Genomic DNA, 20,339 nt, shown 5'->3' on the forward strand with positions numbered 1-20,339 from the left:
CCGTGCCGGCGTACCGGGTCACTACGCATCCTGGTAGAGGTCGAACGGGATCAGGGTTTCGATACCTTGCGGGCGCTCGACCAGGGCTGCGGCGTCACGCATTTTCTTCAGGCGCCGCTCGCGTTCCGCGTTGAAGTCAAGGCCGGCTTCGTCGCCGTCGGTGCGCGCGTCGGCGGGCGGCAATTCCCGGACTTTCTCGTAATCCCTGTGCATCTTGAGCTTGGTGCTCAGGCTGTGGGCCGTATGGAACTGGATCTCGAAGTCTCCGGGGGCGCTGGCGTCGGCAAGGCGCAAGTTGACATTGAGGCCGGCGTAGGTCGTGTCGGGCCGCATGAACGCGTTTTTCAGGCGCATCGCTTTCAGGCCATGCCTGCCGAGCGTTTTGAGGATCGTGTCGACGGCCTTGCCGAATCCTTCGGCGGGCAGGATGACTTCGTACCGCAGGGTATCCCGGACCCGCGCAGCGGCGTGCTCCGGCGTCAGGTGTTCGTTGGCGCGCTGGCGCAGCGCGATCTTGCGCGCGATGGAGCGGTCTTTCTTGAAGATGAACTGGCGCCAGTTGCCCGGCTTGTCTTCGCGCAGCTTCCCGCCATGCTTCTGCACCAGCGGCTGCAGCTTCGGCGAGACCCGCGCTTCCATGCGGTGGGCTTGCGTGCCGAGCTCGCGCACCAGCGGCCGCAGATAGGCTGCGATCGGCTGCGCACTCTGCACTTCGCGCACCGGATGGGACGGCGGCGCTGTATCGACCGACTCCTGCTGCCAGTCGTCGATCTCCTCGCATCCGGCCGGCACGGGCACCGCCCGGAAGTCTTGCCACGCCGGCCGAAGCAGCGCGCGGATGGCGTCGGACGATGCGCCCTGATGCCGCTCTTGCTGCGCCTGCTTGTACAGGTTGTGGTGGCGCGCCTTCAATTCGAAGGTCTGCTCCGTGTGGAACTGGATTTCCCACAGGAAGTCGCCGCTCGGGGCCTGCAGGGTCACGCTCAGCGCCCCGAACGCGGTGCCCGGTTGGCTGAAATGGTTGATTCGCGCGGTCATCGCATGCCCATGCTTTTCGAGGCCCGCGAGGATGCGGCGAGACGCCGCCACGAACGTGTCCGGCGGCAGCACGATGCTGTAGCGCAGCGCATCGTTGACCCGCGAGAGGGAGTCCTGCAGATCCGGCAACTGCTTCGCGGCGATCATGTAGCCCAGCTTGTCCTTCAGCGAGCCCGCCGATTTGACGGCGTGCTCGAGTCCGGCAAGGCGCGCGACGTCGGCGCCTAGGTCGGCCCCGATCCACGCGCGCAGGTTCGTCTGCAGCAGTGGCGTGATCTGCGCCGAGGCCGTGTGCGCCCGCTCGTTGAGCACCATGGCGGCGCGATCCATCGCCTCGGGCGACACCGTTCGCAGCCGCTCCGCCGGCGCGGGCCGCGCGACCAGCAGGCCCGCCTGCTGAAGCGAGCTGACGGCATCCTGCATGACCCCCGCCGCGAGGGTGGGAATGCGCTCCAGCGTCGCCACGGCCCGTTCGGGATCGAAGCGCTCGTTGCGAAACTCGCGCGCGGTCTGCTTGGTATGCGGCACGTACCGCACTCGGCCGGGAAACGACCGTTCGACGGCCTCGCACTTCTGGATCAGTGTCGTGAACAGTTCCGTGCCGGTATCCGATTTCAGCGCATCGGTGCCGACCTTCACCGCCAGGGTGAAGAGGTTGCGCATCGTCAGTTCCGGCTGTCCCTTCACGTATCCGGGCTGTCCCTTGGGAAACTGCTCGTGCGACAGGCGGCACACCGGGTAGTGATCCAGGATCGCATGGATGCGCGCAGGCGTGTCCGCCGCCGCCGACCAGGCCTCGGCGAGCGGGCTGAACCGCTGCGCCACGTCCGCGGCGAGCTGAGGCACCGGTTGGGCTTCGGCCGCCCCCAGCTGGGTCGTCAGCGTGTGCAGCAGCACCGCAACCGCGTGGGCTTCGGGCAGATGCGCACGGGCGATGGCCTGGTGTGCGAGCGCCTGCAGCTCCTGCAGTGCCGGGGCCGGCTCGCGGCCCTCGAGCAGCGCACGCAGCCCATTGCGCAGGCGCCGCTCGATGCCGTCGTAGGTGCCGAACATCATGCTCGTCGCCATTTCCTCGCGCAGTTCGTCCGGCTGCGACAGGAAGCGCGTGGCGGCATTGCTGGCCACACCGACCAGTTGGCCGCCACGCTGCTCCGCGAGGATCTCGCGGGCGCGCCCGGCCCGGTATTGGCCCTGCGCGTCGAACGCCGGGTTCGCGGTTTTCGGCGGCTTGAATGAGTGTTCGGCTCCGCGCCGATCGCTGCGGTCGTCCATGACGCGCCGGATGTGCGCCGCCAGCTTGGGATAGCCGGCATAGACGAACGCATCGTCGCCGTCCGTATCCATGTTGCGCTTGCGCAGTTCCGGAATCGGCAGCGCGCCGAGGCGTCCCGGCAGCAGGATGTCCTTGACGCGCAGGCTGCCGGTGCTGAGCATCCTTGCCGGCACACTGTCGCGGTCGCGTCCCTGCTTCCAGCGCGACAGCACCTTGAGGTCTTCCGTGGAGCAGGCGAGGTCCATGTGCCCGTGCGCGGCCGACCAGTACCCCAGCGGCGGGATGATCAGCATGCCCTTGCTGTGCAGCATGTCGGCGGCCAGGCCGGAACCGTCGTCAAAGCCGGTGTAGCTGTACTGGATGGCGAAGCACTGGTCAAGGAAGCGGCCGGTTGCGTCGCCATGCACGGCCGTGGCCACCCGTTCGGGGCCGATCGGCAGCAGGTTCTCCTTGTCGTAGGGGGGCTTGCCGACCAGCAGGTCGCCCGCCGGGCGCGCGAAGCCGTCCATCGGGATGGTCGGCAGATACAGCTTGTCGTCGGCTGATGGCACCGCACGGATCCGCCGTCCCTGGTAGCCGCCGCTGGTGGCCATCTGGTACAGCGTCAGGAGGTCCACCGCGTCCGGCGAAAGCGCGCCGGCCTCTGCCTCCAGCTTCGAGGCGGGGGCGCCGCGGCCCTGGACTTCGGCGCGCAGCTTGTCCAGCCTGTGCTGCAGCGCTTCGTGGGCCTCCACCAGCACCGCCTCGTCACGCGGGAAATGCATCAGCGCTTGCGGCGGCATCGTGTTGAAACCCGGCGCCTGATCGGCAATGCGCTGCTGCTGGGCGTCCGTGGCCCTTCCTCTGCGCACCGCGTGCCAGGCCTCGATCTGCTCGCGCACGGCGGGAATCTGCATGGCCATCTCCCATTTCAGGAAGCCGCAGCCGTCGTTGGGGCACAGCGCGATGCGTGGCCGCCGGGGCCCGTGAGCTTGAACGGATGCTGCGGGCCGGAGACGTCCTTGAACCAGCCGATTCGCATCGTGCCTTCCACGACATGATCGTGGGGCACCATTTCCAGCAGCGCGCGCTGCATGCGCGACCAGTCCTCGCGCTGAGGGGCCAGCTTGTGCGTCAAGGCCATGAATGCGCTGCCCGGCGCGCTGTCGGCATACCGTATGGCCGGCAGCACGGAGGGGAGCGGGCGATCGCCCGCCAGGATGGAGACCACCCGGTTGCTGCGACCGCGCGTGAGCCGGCTGCCGCCGAACAGGTCGAAGCGCCAGGGCTCGCCCTGGTACTGGAAGGTGCGCGCCAGCATGAAGGTGCTCAGCTTGCCCGGCAGCCGGACTTCGACAAGCGGCTGTCCGGTCAGGCGGGCATAGAGCGAATAGGGCGGATGGATCCCGTCGTCCACCTTGAGCTCGCGCCCCTGCAGGTCGACCGTGACATGGCGGGTATCGCCCACGCCTGCCGTGACGGGCCTGACCCTCCCCGGCGCAGTGCCCATGCGCGTGTGCGCGCCGGCCAGGTCGAAGCGGGTCGGCGGATGGCGCTGCGTGATGTGCTCCAGGTCCTTGCCGATGCGCAGGTCCAATGCATTGAGCACGTCGTCGCCCGCCTCGATCTGGGCGATGAGGTTCCAGCTCTTTTCCTGCAGATCGGCTTCGATCACGCTCCGCGTGCGCGCCAGCGTGTCGTTGACCCATTGCTGGAGGGCGGCTTGCCGGTCGTGGACCGTCTGGCGCGCATCCTGGATATAGCGCCGCTTCCATTGGCGGGCGACGAGCGTGTAGGCCTTGAGGATCTGATAGAAGGTCAGGGCCGGGCCGCGCGTGCCGCAGGCTTCCTGCCCATCCGTCACGAGCAGGGCGGCTCCGGTTGTCGCACGCTCGCCTTGCCGAAGATAGCTGTCGATCTTGCGCGCCACGATGGGCTGCAGGGCATCGAAGGCCCGCAATGCCGAGGCGCGATGCCGGACGAGCTCAGGGCTGCGGGCCAGCGGCAGCAGTCCGAGGCACAGATTGCCGATGGTCTCGAGCGGTTCGTCGCGCAACTGCGTCTCGCGGCACAGCGTCATCACCCGGTTCAGCACCGGCCTGCTCAGCGGCCGCAGCGACGGCAAGATCCTCAGATTGGCGAACGACTTGAATAGCACACCGATATGGCCGACGCTGGAGCGCTCGAAGCATTCGGGGTGCAGCTCGAGATGGACGGCGAGGTGCTGGAGGATACCCCGGGCCCGCTCGAGGTCCTCTCCGTCGTCCTGGAGCAGGCGCGCGAATGCGTTGCTGATCTGCGCCATATCCACGAGGTTGAAGGTGCGCCACGGATGGCTGGCTCGCCCCGGCAGGGTGGACAGTTGCCAGAGTGCCCGCATGGCTTCCGGCTCGTTCGGCCATTTCGCCAGCGCGTTCAGGCTGTGCGCCAGCGCTTGCGCATCGAACGCCATCCGCAGCTTCTCGTCCGCGAGGATCCGGCCGGCGAGTTCGCGGGTGGCGAGCCGCGTCTGGTTTTCGTCGGGCCACTTCGAGAGCGCGCTCAGGGCGTTGCTCACGCTTTGCGGGTCCGCGCTGTTCCACGCCAGCGGTTCTGTGGCAATGCGTTCGGCCAGTGGCATGGCGGCCTGCCTGGCCCAGCTTTCATCGGGCCACCGGCTCAGTGCGATCAGCGCATTGGAGAGGTTGCGCGCGTCCAGGGTGGCCCATCGTCCGGTGGACGCCGCCGTCAGCCGCTGCGCGGCGAGCGTGGCCCGTGGCTCGCCGGGCCATTTGCTCAGCGCACTCAGTGTGTTGATCGTCTCCTGTGTATCCATGGCCTTCAGCAGGCTCGGCTCGGACGCGACGCGGTCGGCCAGCAGCAGGGCGCCTTGCTTTGCCAGGTCGTGCTGCGGCCACTTGCTCAGCGCGTTCAGGATGTTGGCGACGCCCTGCGCCTCCAGTGACTGCCGCAGGCGGGGCTCGTCAACCAGGCGCTTGACCAGCAGCAGCGCCGTCCGGCTCGCCTGTTCTTCGTCGGGCCACTTGCTCAGTGCGCCCAGGGTGTTGGAAACGTGCTGGTCATTCATCGCGTTGCGCAGCTGCGGTTCCGCTTCGAGCCGCTTGGCCAGCAGCAGCACCGCCTGTTTCGACACGTCGGCGCCCGGCCATTTGCAGAGCGCGTTCATCGCGTTGGCGATGTCCCGCTCCCGCATCGCCGCGCGCAGCGCGGGCTCTGTCGTGATGCGCTCGGCGAGCAGCAGGGCCGCCTGCTTGATCGTGTCTTCGTGCTGCCATTTGCTCAGCGCATTCAGCGTACTGGTGAACTCCTGCGGCTTCAGTGCGCGCCGCAGCCCCGGGTTTGAGACCAGGCAGTCCGCCAGCAGGCGTGCCGCCCGGATCGCCCGCTCGTCCGCGGGCCACTTGCTCAGCGCATTGAGTGCGTTGGCAACAGCCTGCGCGTCGATCTTTTGCAGCAAGCGGGGTTCGATTGCGATGCTGTGCGCCAACTGCAGGGCGGCTTCCTTCGCCTGGCGCTCGCCGGACAGCTTGCTCAGCGCGTTCAGCCCGCTGGACAGCAGCGACGCATTGAGCTGGCGACGCAGTTGCGGCTCGGTCGCCAGGCGGTCTGCCAGTTGCAGGATCGCCTGCTTTGCCGGTTCGCAGTGTGCCCATTTGCTCAATGCATTCAGCGAATTGGCCAGTTCTTGCCCCCGCAGCGAAAGCCGCAGGTCGGGCTCCGCCGTCAAGCGGCCGGCCAGCTGCATGACCACGTTCTCCGCCCACGGTTCGGTCGACCACTTGCTCAGCGCGTTGAGGCAATTGCCGATGCCTTGCCTGTCCAGCGCTTCGCGCAACCGAGGTTTCGACGCCAGCAGATCGGCCACCTGCAATGCGAGGGACGTCGCGCCGTCATGGGTCGCCCATTTGCTCAGGGCGTTCAGCAGCGTGGGAACCCGAATGGCATCCAGCCGGGCGCGCACCGCGCTGTTTTCGAGCAGCCAATGGACAATGCGCTGCACGGCGTCTCTGCATGCCTCGCTTCGCGTGTTCTTCGCGAGTCCGCTCACGAACTGCGAGGCCTTTCTGTCGCCCATCGGTTGCAGGTTCCGCGCCTGCAAGGCCTGCCTGGCGATCCAGTCCAGCGCCTCCATGCAGGGGCGGCTGTCCGGGAACTTGCTGAACTTGCTCGCCGGATACGCATACGACGCAGCGGGCGCACCTTCGAACCACGAGGTGTGCAGCAGGTAATGCGCACACAGTTCGGCGCATGCACGAATCCTGCCGCTCAGGGCCGGTTCGACCCGGCCATGTTCGCAATCGCCCAGTTTGGCGAGATAGTCGCCCAGCAGGGTGAGGTTCGTGTCGCTGTCGCCTCCCGGAAAGAGGAATACCAGCGCCCATCCATGGCCGTTGCTTTCGGCCAGGACATTGTTGCGGGCCATGTCGATGCATCGCGCCGGAAAGTCGATGCCGCTCTTGTGCCCGAGCTCGTTTTGTTGCTGGCTGCGCTCGTTTTCGAGTCTCGTGCGCCGTTCGCCGGCAAGGTTGTATTCACAATAGTTCAGCGATCTCGACAGCGCTTCGCCGGGCGCCGAAGACGGTATCCGAGCCGTCCGCGCCGCGCCCCTGGACGAACCCGGCAGGTCCTGCGGTCTGGCACGCGGCGCGCGCGAGGCTTGCGATCCGGCCGGAGCCGGGGCATGGCCCCTTGCCGTGTGACCGACATGAGCGGGAGGGAGGTTGCGGTGAGTGCGATTGAACTTCATGGTCTACGGATGCGTTGCAACAATGGAAACGTGCGGGCATCCCGTGCCTGGGTCTGCGAGGGGATGTCCCGGGGGCCGCCGGGGAGGGGCCGTGCAACGTACGGAAATGGGCTGCCGGGGGCGTCCGTGCGTGCAGTCGGGATGGCTTGCCATTCATGCGCCTTTGGGTCGGGCGTGGCGCGCGGATGGCCGATGTGCATGTCATCCGATGGCGCAATCAAAAAAGGCTCCCGTTCGCCGTGTCGGCATTGCGCAAGGCGGCCACCGGCGAATTGCAGTGGCGGATGGCTCGGGGTGCGCGCATCTGACCTGACCGCGGGTGCGCGTGGCAGAGCGACTGCGATGACGTGTCAGTATAGGGATGGGTGATGCGCTACCTGCCCGCGAACAGGCGAAGTGCCGGTTCCATGGGCGAAAAAACGGCTGCATTTTTCATGCCGCCTTGTCGATCGCAAGCCGGTCGTCAGGGTCGGATGCTTCGCGCGCGCGGCAAGGTGCCGCCAATCCGGTCAAGCGTGGCGCCATTGAGGAAGCGCCGTTTCCGGAAGAGCAGGCAGGCTCGACCTTGCCGTCTGCATTTCGATCGCCCCTTGATTCGGGCAGGTTGAGCGTGATGGTTCTATTGTTGATTGACGATAAATGAAAATCTTTATTCCATCATTTTTGCAATAGGCATGGGCGTTTGATATAGGGTGGCGAATGCCTTTCAAACATCGCCGGAGCGGATCTGTACGCCGCCATCCGGTGGAATGGCATGCGGATACATAAAAAGGCGCGATGTCCGGAATCAACCCGGGCCGCGTCGCGGTGTTTGGTTGACGAAAGGGAGAAGAGATGGCTGTTGCCACGATTTCGGGCTTGCCCGCACTGACGCTGATGGCGGGATTTGTCGTCGCAGCCACGGTGCCGGTCTGGATGGGCGCGCAGGTGGTGGGCGCGCAAAGCGCGACGATCCTGCGTTCCGCGCTGGCCCTGGGGCTTGCGGTGCTTGGCAGTTTTCTCGCCATGTTCGTGGTCGGCTCGGCGGTTGTTGTCGTGGCGCCGATTGTCTGCATGGTGGTGTTCAAATACGTTCTGGACAGTTCGTTCCTGGGGGCGTTCGTTTTGACGGTGATTTCGGCGACGGGGCTCTGGCTGGCAGGCAAGCTGTTCGGGGCCGGTCTTTCCGTGGCAGCCTGATCCGGCCTGAAGCATGGTGCAGATCCGCCCCTTCCGATCCGGCGACGAGCTCGCGCTCCACGCCGTCTTCTATTCCGCCGTCCACCAGTTGGCGGCGGCCCACTACACGGCGGCGCAGCTGGCCGCCTGGGCGCCCGCTGACCACGACACCGCCCAATGGGCCGAGCGCATGCGCCGCATCCAGCCCTTTGTCGCGGAAATCGGCGGCAGCCCGGTCGGCTATGCCGATCTGCAGCCGTCCGGCTATATCGACCACTTTTTCGTCTGCGGCGCCCATGCGCGGCAAGGGGTGGGCCAGACCCTGATGAACCACCTGCTCGGGCAGGCTGAGGTGCGCGACATCCGCGCGCTGTCGGTGCTGGTGAGCCGCAATGCCGAGCCCTTTTTCGTGCGCAACGGATTCACCGTCGCGGCGCGGCAGCAGGTTGCCGTGCGCGGGGTCGTCATGCCGAATGCCTTGATGACGCGCATGCTGGCCTGATCCCGCCCGCCCGGGTCGCGCCCCGGAGCGACGGCATGTGACGCATCCGCCAGGTCCTATGTATTCAATGACGCTAAAGGTGTGGCGGCATTTGTCGTTAGTTCTGCTTATATCGACGTCTCTCCCACGTCGGCAAAAGCATTCTCCTCTGCAGTGGCGCGACACACATGAAAACGCTCTCGATCAAGGCCAGGCTGGCCCTGGTGCTCTTCGTTCTGGCTGTCTTCCTCGCGGGCGTGGGCGCGCTCGGGCTGGTCGGCAATCTGCGCTCCAACGCGGCGCTGAAAGAAACCTATTCCAACAACCTGGCGTCCACGCGCGCGCTCGGCCTGGCCGAGGCCAAGCTGGCCCAGGCGCGCACGGCGCTGGACCGCGCCATCTTCGAAACCGATCCCGCCAAGACCACCGATGCCATCAGCCGCATCCAGGCGCAGATCGGCAACAGCGAGAAGGCCTGGGCGGAATACCTGAACCTGCCGTTCTCCACGCCCGAAGAGGAGAAGGTGGCCGGCGAGGCCAAGAAGCAGCGCGACCTCATCATCAAGGACAACATGGCCGCCGCCGTCGAGGCGCTCAAGCGTGGCGACAAGGACGCGGCACGCCAGCTGGCGGTGGAGCAGATTCCCTATAACTTCCGCACCTATGCGTCGCAGTCCGACCGGCTCAACGCGATCCAGACGGAAGTGTCGGCCGCCTTGTACGAGGCGTCGCAGTCGTTCTTCAAGGGGCTGGTCTGGACCTTCGTGATCGTCATCGCCGCGGGGCTGGCGCTGGCGGCGGGCTGCTACCTGATCCTGTCGCGTGCCATCTCGCTGCCGCTGGCCGAGATGCTGGTGCACTTCCGCGAGATCGCCTCGGGCAACCTGACGACCGACGTGCGCGTGCGCTCGCGCGACGAAATGGGCGTACTGATGGAAGGCCTGCAGCAGATGCAGGACAAGCTGAAGGCGACCGTGCTGACGGTGCGCCACGGCAGCGAGTCGATTGCTTCGGCCACGCAGCAGATCGCCGCGGGCAATACCAACCTGTCGCAGCGCACGGAAGAGCAGGCCAGCTCGCTGGAGGAAACCGCGTCGAGCATGGAAGAGCTGACTTCCATCGTCAAGCAGAACGCCGACAACGCCCGCCAGGCCAGCACGCTGGCCGAGAACGCCTCCGGCATCGCCATGCAGGGCGGCGCGGTGGTGCAGGACGTGGTGACGACGATGGCGCAGATCAGCGAATCGTCGCGCAAGATCACCGACATCATCGCCGTGATCGAAGGCATCGCCTTCCAGACCAACATCCTGGCGCTGAACGCCGCGGTGGAAGCGGCGCGGGCCGGCGAGCAGGGGCGCGGCTTCGCGGTGGTGGCCGGCGAAGTGCGCACGCTGGCGCAGCGCAGCGCGGGCGCGGCCAAGGAAATCAAATCGCTGATCGAGGATTCCGCCACCCGTGTGGAATCGGGGTCGTCGCTGGTGGCGCGTGCCGGCAAGACGATGGACGAGATCGTCGTGGCCGTGAAGCGCGTGACCGACATCATGGGCGAGATCAGCGCCGGCTCGGCCGAGCAAAGCACCGGCATCGAGCAGATCAATGAAGCCGTCACGCAGATGGACGACGTGACGCAGCAGAACGCCGCGCTGGTCGAGCAGGCCGCTGCCGCGGCCCAGGCGCTGGAAGAGCAGGCCGACGAGCTGCGCCGCGCGGTGTCGGTGTTCCGCGTGGCGGCCTGAGCGGCCCCCTCCTGCCCATCGGCGCAGCCCCCGTCGGGAGGCTGCGCGCGTCATGCATCAGACGCGGTCGTAGTCGATCGACTCGTAGGCAATGCGCTGCGACAGCGGTGGCGAGCTGTCTTTCTTGAGCATGCTCATCACCTTCTCCGGCGGCGCATCCATCGTTGCACTCATGCCGTTGAGGATGGCGCGGCCCCCAAGGGTGAGGCCGTCCCACTGGTGGAAGATCTTGTGCACTTCTCCATCCTGGAGCGGCTTGCCGAGGGCCGCTTCCTGGAGGATGCGGCCGACGGTCTGTGCATGCTTCGTGGCATCCGAACTCATCAGTCCGGGGATGTCGATCTTGGAGGTCAGCACCAGGGCGTTCATCCCGATGGATTCGATCGGGTTGAAGATCGTGCTGCGCACGATGCGCAGCGCGCTCTCGGCCACCAGGTTGGTGACCTTGTTGCCCAGGATGAGCGGGATCAGGCCGACCATGGTCGCGAATGCCAGCGATTTCTGCGCGATGCCGTCACCCGGCGACATGTCCAGCGCGCGCTGGGTCAGCGCCTGCACGTGTTTCTCGACGATCTCGGTGTACTGCTCGGGCGACATGTGCGGCTCGCGCGGCGGTACCGCCAACAGGCCGTCGCGGAGCTTCTCCACGATGGCCGCCTGCAGGTTGGCTTCGTTTTTCTTGACTTCACCCGGGACACCGGACGCGGCGGCGAGGATGGCGACCTCGGTCGTCACCGAGTTCAGCGCGAGATCGGCGGCGTACGAACCCGTGCTCATGTATTGCAGGAGGTTGTTGGGGTAAGACCCCACCGCGGACTTGAGGCCGGCCACGGCCGCGGCCGGCAGCGCGTCCCAGACTCTGCGCAGGAATGATGCGGTCGCGCGGTTCATCGACTGGACGGCGCTCAGGACGATGGCGGAGTCCGAGGTTTCGATGCCGATTGCCGACGACGAGTCAATGCCGGCTGCCGCCAGGATGTACTCCTTGGCCGTAAGGCCCATGTGTTTAAGCCCCCCCTTGATCCCCTCCGCCGCAACCAGTTCCCAAGCGGTGCCGAGTCCTGAGCTGACCGCCAAGCTCATTCCCAGCTCCTTGAGGGCGAACGTCTTGTGGGTTTCCATCTGCAACAGGGTTGCCGCGCCGAGCTTGGCGTTGGCCTGGGTATTCGCGCTGAGCTTGCTGTTGAACGCCAGTTGCAGGTCCGGGTCGTTGACTTCCACGCGCGGTGCCAGGGCGGCCAGGAGCGCATGCACCGGCACTTCCTGGCCGCCGAGCTTGATGCGGTCGTTGGTCCCGAATGCTGCGGGGCCGCTTTCGATCACGCTCGTCAGCAGCGGCATCAGCACGTTGCCTTCGATGTTTTCCGTGTGGCTCGGGGGCGGGGTTTGCCGCAGTGGCTGCCGCAGGGGATCCTTGGACGGTTTGCGGCGCGGCGGCTTGTCGGCATGGACGAGGGCCGTTTCGACGCTGCAATATTCCTTCAGGGCTTCGTGCCCGGCAGTGGCGTAGGGATTGGGCCGGATCGTCACCTGCATACCGTTGAGATTCGCTTGGTTGGCAAACTTATCGGCGGCCGCGCCGAGATAATGGATCAGGCTGCGGATCGTTTCGTTATTCGAGGTGAGTTGGCCATTCTTGATCTGCAGGTTGCCGGAAATGGGCACGGCCCCTAATTTTTCGGGTGTTTCGCCGGATTCCGATGGTGGCAGAAGCGATGTCAGCTGGAGCGGAGCGGGGCTGCTGAGCGGGAGTTCGGCCGACACGGTCCGCGAAGGGCCGGTGGTCGCTTTGGGGGACGACGGCTGGGCGCTCACTTGGGGCAGTTTGCCGGTACCCTTGGTCGGCAGGTCGGCCAGGGCCTGGGGTGGGGACGCGACGCGTGTCAGTTTCGGGGTGGGTGGCTGTGAGCCAGGCGAGTCCGGTGAGACGTCCGATAGCAGCGCATATGGAGCAGAGCTCGCTTTAATCTGTAAATTTCCCATTATTAAAAAATCAATCCATTAATCGAGGCGCAATAATAGGTTGTCGATTAATCGGCCGATTTAGGTTGGGCGAAACAATGTTGGGGATTGCGAATCGTGCCCGAGGGGTTGCGGCATATCGGCGCACCCCGCGCGAGCTTCCGGCCGATGGGCGCGTGCACTGTACTGCCGGGCGGCATCCCGGCCGGCGGCCGCTGTCATGCAGCCGTACCGCTTCGGCGAGCCGCCGCTCGAACCTGCCATTGCCGCGCCAGCCCGCGTGCGGCGGCGCGGCTGTCCTGCCCGCGTTCCTCAGACGAAGCCGCCGTCGGTCAGCAGCGTGCGGCCGGTGATCCAGCGGCTGTCGTCGCAGGCCAGGAAGGCGACCGCATCGGCAATGTCCTCCGGCTCGGCCAGGCGGCCCAGCGGCGTGGCGTCGCGCAGGCGGGCCTTGAGTGCGTCGGGCAGCGGCGCGGTCATGTCGGTGCGCGTCATGGCGGGCGCCACCGCGTTGACGGTGATGTTGCGCGGCCCCAGCTCCAGCGCGAAGGCCTGCGTGAGCGCGCTCACCGCCGCCTTGCTCGCCGCATAGACCGCCAGCCCCGCCCGCGGCCGGAACACCAGGCTGGACGACACGTTGACGATGCGGCCGCCCCGCGCCGGCATCTGCGGCAGCACGGCCTGCGACACCAGGATCGCCGAAAACGCATTGATGCGGAACTGCCGGTCGAACGCGGCCTGGTCGATGCTGCCCACCGGCTGGCTCGCCAGGATGCCCGCGTTGTTGACGAGGATGTCGATTGCGCCGAAGGCCCGCTGCACCGTGTCCACCATGGCGCGGACCGACGCCGCATCGCTGACGTCCGCCTGCACGGCGATGGCTTCGGCGCCCGTGTCGCGGATGGCGCGGACGACGGCATCGGCTTCGTCGTGGTGGCTGCGGTAGACCACGGCCACGCGCGCGCCGTCCGCGGCGAGGCGGCGCGCGATGGCCGCGCCGATGCCGCGCGAGCCCCCGGTGACGATGGCGGCGCGCCCGGCCAGGCGCGGGTTGGACGACGTGGATGGGGCGTGCGGCATGGTGTGCTCCTGAAGCGCATTGGCGGTAAGGGTTTCGGGAGACACAGGTTACGGAGCGTCGCTGCACGGCGCAGCCGCCGCGCCGGCGACGCGGCGTTCCACGCGCGCAACGCCGGCCGGATCAGCCTTGCTGGCGCAGCCGGTATGCCGCCACCTTGTGGCGGTTGCCGCAGGCGGCCATGCTGCACCAGCGCCGCCGGCGCGACCGGGTGCGGTCGTAGAACCACAGCGTGCAGCCGGGGTGCTCGCACACGCGGATCCGCTGGAAGTCGCCGTCGGCCAGCAGCTGCGCGGCGCTCTCGGCCAGCGGGGCCAGGCATTGCTCGACCGAGTCAGCCGGACGCCGGCGCTCCAGGCGCGGTGGCGCATCGCCCTGCCAGACCAACGCCGGGTGGCTGGGCGCCTGCCGCAAGAACACATTGAGCGCGTCCGGGTTGGCGCGCTTGCCGGCCTTGCGTGCCTGCACCAGCGTGCGGATCACTTCGCGCAAATGCCGCGCCACCGCCAGCAATGCGCCGGGCGGGTAGCGGCCGGCCAGCGTTTCGTCCACCCAGCCGGCCTGCATCAGCCAGGCGGAGACATCCTCGTCGGCCTGCCAGAAATCGTGCGGCTGGCCGTTCACGTTGGCCACGGTGTTGAGCATGTCGAGCACCGGGTGATCGGCGATCGACGCAGGCATCGGGTTGGCGGTGGGCATGAGAGGAAGGCGTGACGAGGGCATTGGGCAATGGTAACCGCGTAACCTGATTATTGTGTTGAAAGTGGTTACTTGAAGGTCGGGTCATCCGGTGGTCGCGGTCTGGCCGGCTGCTCCGGTATTACCATCGGGCCATCCCAACTTCCTGCCGGAGACAATCATGGGCACATGGCCGGATACCCGCCTGCTCGCGCTGTTCCAGATCGATGTGCCCATCGTGCTGGCGCCCCTCGCGGGGGTCGGCGGCGTGGAGCTGGCGGTGGCCGTCGCGCGTGCCGGCGGGCTCGGCTCGCTGCCGTGCGCGATGCTCAATGCCGACCAGATCCGCGAACAGGTCGGGCAGTTCCGGGCGGCGGTGCGCGCGCCCATCAACCTGAACTTCTTCTGTCATGTGCCGCCGCAGCCCGACCCCGAGCGGGAAGCGCGATGGCGCGCGCACCTGGCGCCGTACTACGCCGAATTCGGCATCGATCCCGCCGCCACCGCACCGTTCGTCAATCGCGCGCCGTTCGATGCGGCGGCCTGCGCGGTGGTCGAATCGCTCAGGCCCGAGGTGGTGAGCTTCCACTTCGGCCTGCCGGAGGCCGGGCTGCTGGCGCGCGTGCGCGCGGCCGGCGCCAGAATCCTCGCCTCGGCCACCACCGTGGAAGAAGCGCGCTGGCTGGAGGCGAACGGCTGCGACGCCGTGATTGCCCAGGGTGCCGAGGCGGGCGGGCACCGCGGCATGTTCCTGGCCACGGCCGTCGAGTCGCAGGTCGGCACGTTCGCGCTGGTGCCGCAGGTGGCCGATGCGGTGCGCGTGCCGGTGATCGCCACGGGCGGCGTGGCCGATGCGCGGGGCATGGCGGCGGCCTTCACGCTGGGCGCCGCGGGTGTGCAGATCGGCACGGCCTACATGCTGTCGCCGGAAGCGAAGACCTCCGCCATCCACCGCGCGGCGCTCAAGCGCGCCGCCGACGGCGATACCGCGCTGACCAACCTGTTCACCGGCCGCCCCGCGCGCGGCATCGTCAACCGGCTGATGCGCGAGATCGGTCCGATGAGCTCCTTCGCGCCCGCTTTCCCGACCGCCGGTGGCGCGCTCGCGCCGCTGCGCGCCAAGACCGAGCCGGCCGGTTCGGGCGATTTCATCAACCTGTGGTCGGGCCAGGCGCCCCGGCTGGCGACGGAGGACAGCGCCGAAGCCATCACCCGCCGTATCGCCGCGCAGGCCCTGGCGCGGCTGGCCCCGGCGACCCGTCTCGCCTGAACCGTCTTGCGCCGCGGCCTCCCGCGCGGGCGGGACGGCTCCGTCGCCGCATCTCGCACGGAGATGCGGGCGATGGGAAAATTTCATGTCACCTGAAAAACTGATATTCAGCGGTTTCAACCGGAGCCCGCCAAAAGGGACGGCAACCCGCTGCGCGCGCCGATGCCAGCCCTGATCGCGTTCGCCGATGGCTCAGGCCGTCGCCCGCATGGTCGGCTCCGCGGCGAAGCACTCCCGGAGGAACGACACCAGCGCCCGCACCGAAGGCGGCACACCCGCGCGCGAGGGGTAGAGCGCGTGCAGGTCGGCGGGCTCGGGTGTCCAGGCGCGCAGCACGGTCCGCAGGCGGCCTTCGCTCAAGGCCGCATGGCAGCAGTGCAGCGGCAGCACGGTAAAGCCCAGCCCGGCGATGGCCGCTTCGCGCAGCGCGATCAGGTTGTCGGCGGCCATGCGCGGCCGGATGGGCATGACATGGCGCTGGCCCCGCGCGTCGAGCAGGACCCAATCGCGGCTACGCATCAGCGTGCCCTGGCCGAGGCACGGCAGCGCATCCAGCTCGGCGGGCGCGTCGGGCTCGCCCACGCGCGCAATCAGCGCCGGACTGCCCACCAGCACGCGCGGCGATGCGGCCAGGTGCCGCGCCACCACATCGCGCGAGGGCAACGGCCCGGTGGCCGCGCGGATGGCCACGTCGATGCGCTGCTCGATCAGGTCGACATGGGTGTTGGACACGTCCAGCTCGATGCGCAGCTTGGGATTGGCTTGCGCGAACGCGGCCAGCCAGCCCGACACCAGCGTCTCGGCCAGCAGCGGCGAGGTGCCCACGCGCAGCACGCCCGCCGGCTCGCTGCGCGCCGCGCCGGCCAGCGCCTCGATGGCGGCGGAGGCATCGGCCATCTCGCGCGCGTGCCGGTACACGGCCTCGCCCACCGGCGTGACCGACACGCGGTGGCTGGAGCGCTGCAGCAGGCGCGTGCCGAGCTGTGTCTCCAGCGCCGCGATGCGCCGGCTCAGGCGCGACTTGGGAATGCCGGTGGCGCGCTCGGCGGCGGAGAAGCCGCCGGCCTCCACCACGCGCGTAAAGAGGTACAGATCGTCGAAGCGTTGCATGCGGAAAGCGGGCCATCAGGAACCGGTACGGATTGAAGCACACATGCCCGTGACACGGCCCACTGCACCGGCGTGCAGTGGGCGCCGGGGGCGTGTCTGGCTATACTGAGTCGATTGTTGCTTGCTATTACTTATGTCGATCCAACACGCCCTGCTTACTTCCCTGCTTGAAAAACCGTCGTCCGGCTACGAACTCGCCCGCCGCTTCGACAAATCGATGGGTTATTTCTGGAGTGCTACCCACCAGCAGATCTACCGCGAACTCGGCCGCATGGCCGAAGTCGGCTGGGTCAGCGTGGAAGAAGAGGAAGACGGCCGCAAGAAGACCTACACCGTGCTGCCGTCGGGCCGTGAAGAACTGATCCGCTGGGCGCTGGAGCCGACCGTGTCGTCGGACAACCGCGAGGAGCTGCTCGTCAAGCTGCGCGCCGAAGCGGTGATCGGCCCGATCGGCCTGGCCGACGAGATGCAGCGCCTGATCGAGCAGCACCGCGCGCGCCTGGCCACCTACCGCGAGATCGAGCAGCGCGATTTCTCCGGCACCGGACTGACGCGCGTGCAGCGCCTGCAGCATACTGTGCTCAGGCGCGGCATCGTCTACGAAGAAGGCTGGCTCGTGTGGGCAGGCGAGGTGCTGCCGCTGCTGGAGCCGGCCTCCGTTCCGGCCTGAGCGGCCGGAGCCCGTCTGGGCATTCGGGGATGAGTGCTTTTGCCGCGTCGCAGAGCGCTCATCTCGGGATGCAGCATCGGTTGGGGGCGTCCGCGCGCGGTTCGCAGTTGCGTACGTGTTGGCGCGGACGAACCGTTCGTCCGAAGGTGCGCTCGACGATTCGGCGGTGAGGCAGGAAGGTCGCCGCGCATGCCGATGCAACATCTCCGTCGCGAAGCCGAGGGGCGCGTCTTGTCCATCGGTGCCGTGCCGGTCGCATGCGCCGCCGTCTACATGAGTTGGGCGGTCGGGCCCCCAACGATACCGATCCGGATGCGGATTGAATCTCCGCTGTCTCGACGTCAGTCCGTTCTTGCCTCGGACCTTGAGGGTCGCCTGTCCAAACGCATCAATGACGGCGACAGGAATCCGGCCAGGCTCGCCGCTGCGCCGAGCAGGCCGGCGATCGCGAAGAGCGCACGCACACCGATCACTTCACCCAGCGGGGTGAAGAGCGCCAGGCCCACGGGCGCGGCCAGGCCCATGGTGGTGTTCAACAGCGACAGCACGCGTCCCTGCAGGTGATTCGGCACGATGGTCTGAAGCAGCGCGGTCAGCGGAGCGTTGCCGAACACGAAGGTGATGCCGCTGATGACCCACCAGGCGACGGCCACGCCAAACAGGCTGCCCGGCGCCAGCGCAGTCAGCGCCAGCGCGACACAAGACATTGCAAAGCCACACAGAATCCAGGCCACCTGCCTGCGTGGGGCCATCGCAGCCACGAGCAGGCCACCCGCCACCATGCCGATACCCGACAGCCCTTCCATGAGGGCTACCTGGGCGGCGGCGCCACCGAAATGCGTCTTCACCAGCAGCGGCACCAGCGTGAAGGTCGGCATGATGGCCAGTACCACCGCGCCAAGCAAGACATAGAGCCAGCGCAGGCCGGGTGTCTTCCAGACCAGGTCCACGCCTTCCCGGAACGCGGGCCACAGGCCGGTCTTTTGGCCGCTGGACACGCAAGCCTGTGGAATGCGGCAGCACAGCAGCGGCGCGATGCCGAGCAAGGCCGTGGCGACGTCAATGCCCAGCGCCCAGCCGATCGGCATCACGCCGATGGCGAGCGCGCCCAGGGGTGCCGCGACAACCAGCGTGAGGCTTTGCAAGGACTGGTTCAGCCCCGCCGCGCGAACCAGGAAGCCGCCAGGCACCAGCATGGTCACACTGGCCGCCGCGGCCGGCGCCTGGAATGCCTGCGCGGCACTCCGGATCGCCATCATCACGTAGGCATGCCACAGCGCGATCCGGCCGGTCAGGAACAGCGCGATCAGCAGCAGCATGCACAAGGCGCTGATGCCGTCGGCCACGATCATCAGCAGCCGGCGGCTGTAGCGGTCCGCAAACGTGCCGCCGAGCGGGCTGAGCACGGCTTGGGGCAGCAGCGCCGCCAGGCCGGCCGTGGCCAGCGCCGATACGCTGCCCGTGGTATCGGTGATCCACCAGAGCAGGACAAATTGGGTCAGCGCCGAGCCGATCAGCGACAGCGCTTGCCCGCCGAAGATCGCCCAGAATCGCGCCCGCCAGCGAGGGCCCGGGTGCAACCCCGCGGCGGCGGCGTCGGGGATCCAGCACGGATTCGCCGGCTCGTGCGTCGTACTTGCATTCCGGAGCAGCGCCGCTTCGGCGCGGTCGGTGTTCTTGCGTGGCGCATTCATCGCAGGAGCAGTCTCGGCCAGTTTGCGTTGCTCACTCCCCGGCCGTGCGGTCGGCGGTTGCAACGTCCGTTTCCGCCAGGCCACCGCCCAACGCCTTGTAGAGCGCGACCGCGTTGCTGAACGCGCCTTGCCGCAGGTCCAGCAGCGCTTGCCGCGATGCGTACAGCTGCCGTTGGGAATCCAGCAGTTCCAACCGTCCTTCGACGCCCGCGCGATAGCGGAGGTTGGAGAGCTCGACGCGGCGCTCGGCGCTGGCGACCGCCCGGATCTGGGCTTCGATCTGGCGACCATAGGTCGCACGTCCGGCGAGGCCATCGGCGACTTCCCGGAACGCGGTCTGGATGGTGCGCTCGTATTCGGCGATGGCGCTGGACTTGCGCAGCTCGGCCAGGCGCAGTTCGGCGCGCAGCCTGCCGCCCTGGAACAGCGGCTGCGTGATCTGCGGCGAGAAGGACCAGACCCGATGCCCACCATCGAACAGGCTGCCCATGGCCGGGCTCGCGTAGCCCAGCGACGCGGTCAGCGACAGGCGCGGGAAGAACGCGGCGCGCGCGGCGCCGATGTCGGCATTGGCGGCCGCCAGGTTGTGCTCGGCCTGGCGGATGTCCGGCCGGCGGATCAGCAGCTCGGATGGCAAGCCTGCCGGCAGTTGGGTCACGACCGGCTGCGCTTCCAATGACAGCGGGGCCGGCAGATCCGTCGGCAACCCGGCGCCGACGAGGCGTTGCAGTGCATTGCCGGCTTGCGCCAGCGCGCGCGTGCGCGCCTCCAGATCGGCCTGCGCGTTGGCGACCTGGCCTTCGGCCTGGGCGACGTCCAGGTCGCTGTTCTGCTTGGCCGTCTTCAACCGGCGCGCCAAGTCGAGCGATTGCCGCCAATCGGCCAGGGTATGCTCGGCCAATTGCAGTTGCTCCTGCGCCAGCCGCTCGGCAAAGTAGGCGTCGGCCACCGCGCCGACCAGCGAGATCTGCGCGGCCCGGCGCCCTTGGTCGCTCGCCAGGTAGCGGGCGAACGCTGCATCGGACAACGATCGCACGCGGCCGAACAGGTCGATCTCGAATGCGTTCAGCCCGACGTTGACGCCGTACTGTTCCGAATTGGCCGCCAGGACGGCAGGACTGGCGCCGTCATTCGCGGCGGTGCGCTGGCGCGAGGCGCTGCCCGTGGCGTCGATGCCGGGCAGCCGCGCGGCGCGCTGGATGCTGTACTGGGCCCGGACCGCCTCGACGTTCAGTGCGGCCAGCCGCAGGTCGCGGTTGTTGGCCAGGGCGAGTCCGATCAGCCGCTGCAGGCGGCGGTCGCCGAACATCGTGCGCCAGCCCAGATCGGCCACATGCGCTTGTGTTTCAGGACCCGACTCCGCCGGGAAGGTCGCGGGCACCGGCAGCGCAGGCTTGATCAGCGCGGAGGTCAGCGAGCAGGCCGACAGTGCCAGGACGAGGGGAAGGATGCGCAGTCGCATGGA

The 20,339-nt window shown here is 67.8% G+C and carries 12 protein-coding genes and 1 pseudogene; 6 read left to right on the top strand and 7 right to left on the bottom strand.

Going from position 1 to position 20,339, the window contains the following annotated elements; translation table 11 throughout:
• Nucleotides 1-21: 21 nt before the first annotated feature.
• Nucleotides 22-7,037: pseudogene (xopAD, locus tag GO999_RS23475) on the bottom strand (XopAD/skwp family type III secretion system effector).
• 361 nt (nt 7,038-7,398) lie between these two features.
• Here xopAD and GO999_RS23480 point away from each other — a divergent pair.
• The 4 genes from GO999_RS23480 to GO999_RS23495 all read left to right on the top strand — a co-directional run bounded on the left by GO999_RS23480 (nt 7,399) and on the right by GO999_RS23495 (nt 10,412).
• Entirely contained in the window at nt 7,399-7,680 is a 282-nt protein-coding gene (locus GO999_RS23480; protein ID WP_232111422.1) for a hypothetical protein, read from the top strand.
• A gap of 191 nt (nt 7,681-7,871) precedes the next feature.
• A complete protein-coding gene (locus GO999_RS23485; RefSeq protein WP_028854046.1) occupies nt 7,872-8,216 on the top strand; it encodes a hypothetical protein in 345 nt (114 codons plus the stop codon).
• 13 nt (nt 8,217-8,229) lie between these two features.
• A complete protein-coding gene (locus tag GO999_RS23490) occupies nt 8,230-8,697 on the top strand; it encodes a GNAT family N-acetyltransferase (RefSeq protein ID WP_019719191.1) in 468 nt (155 codons plus the stop codon).
• 167 nt (nt 8,698-8,864) lie between these two features.
• On the top strand, nt 8,865-10,412 hold the full coding sequence (locus GO999_RS23495; RefSeq protein ID WP_020829652.1) for a methyl-accepting chemotaxis protein: 1,548 nt from the start codon (nt 8,865-8,867) through the stop codon (nt 10,410-10,412).
• A 57-nt stretch (nt 10,413-10,469) separates the two neighbouring features.
• Here GO999_RS23495 and xopB read toward each other — a convergent pair whose 3' ends face one another.
• The 3 genes from xopB to GO999_RS23510 all read right to left on the bottom strand — a co-directional run bounded on the left by xopB (nt 10,470) and on the right by GO999_RS23510 (nt 14,151).
• Nucleotides 10,470-12,395: a XopB/HopD1 family type III secretion system effector gene (gene xopB / locus GO999_RS23500; protein ID WP_029240464.1), complete on the bottom strand. Its 1,926-nt coding sequence runs from the start codon at nt 12,393-12,395 to the stop codon at nt 10,470-10,472.
• 291 nt (nt 12,396-12,686) lie between these two features.
• Entirely contained in the window at nt 12,687-13,454 is a 768-nt protein-coding gene (locus GO999_RS23505; protein ID WP_211906953.1) for an SDR family NAD(P)-dependent oxidoreductase, read from the bottom strand.
• A 121-nt stretch (nt 13,455-13,575) separates the two neighbouring features.
• On the bottom strand, nt 13,576-14,151 hold the full coding sequence (locus GO999_RS23510) for a CGNR zinc finger domain-containing protein (RefSeq protein ID WP_021155584.1): 576 nt from the start codon (nt 14,149-14,151) through the stop codon (nt 13,576-13,578).
• Between the two features lie 160 nt (nt 14,152-14,311).
• Here GO999_RS23510 and GO999_RS23515 point away from each other — a divergent pair, with 160 nt between their 5' ends.
• Nucleotides 14,312-15,400, top strand: a complete 1,089-nt coding sequence (locus tag GO999_RS23515) for an NAD(P)H-dependent flavin oxidoreductase (RefSeq protein WP_211906954.1) — start codon at nt 14,312-14,314, stop codon at nt 15,398-15,400.
• Between the two features lie 192 nt (nt 15,401-15,592).
• Here GO999_RS23515 and GO999_RS23520 read toward each other — a convergent pair whose 3' ends face one another.
• Nucleotides 15,593-16,510 carry a LysR substrate-binding domain-containing protein gene (locus tag GO999_RS23520; protein WP_019719185.1) on the bottom strand — a complete coding sequence of 306 codons (918 nt, stop codon included), beginning with the start codon at nt 16,508-16,510 and terminating at the stop codon, nt 15,593-15,595.
• Between the two features lie 133 nt (nt 16,511-16,643).
• Here GO999_RS23520 and GO999_RS23525 point away from each other — a divergent pair, with 133 nt between their 5' ends.
• A complete protein-coding gene (locus GO999_RS23525; RefSeq protein WP_011003621.1) occupies nt 16,644-17,180 on the top strand; it encodes a PadR family transcriptional regulator in 537 nt (178 codons plus the stop codon).
• Between the two features lie 341 nt (nt 17,181-17,521).
• Here GO999_RS23525 and GO999_RS23530 read toward each other — a convergent pair whose 3' ends face one another.
• Together GO999_RS23530 and GO999_RS23535 are read right to left on the bottom strand one after the other, a co-directional pair.
• Nucleotides 17,522-18,874, bottom strand: coding sequence for an MFS transporter (locus tag GO999_RS23530; protein WP_211906955.1), 1,353 nt, complete (start codon nt 18,872-18,874; stop codon nt 17,522-17,524).
• A 31-nt stretch (nt 18,875-18,905) separates the two neighbouring features.
• On the bottom strand, nt 18,906-20,336 hold the full coding sequence (locus GO999_RS23535) for an efflux transporter outer membrane subunit (protein ID WP_211906956.1): 1,431 nt from the start codon (nt 20,334-20,336) through the stop codon (nt 18,906-18,908).
• Nucleotides 20,337-20,339: the final 3 nt, after the last annotated feature.

The sequence above is a fragment of the Ralstonia nicotianae genome (assembly GCF_018243235.1).
GTDB classification, from domain to species: domain Bacteria; phylum Pseudomonadota; class Gammaproteobacteria; order Burkholderiales; family Burkholderiaceae; genus Ralstonia; species Ralstonia nicotianae.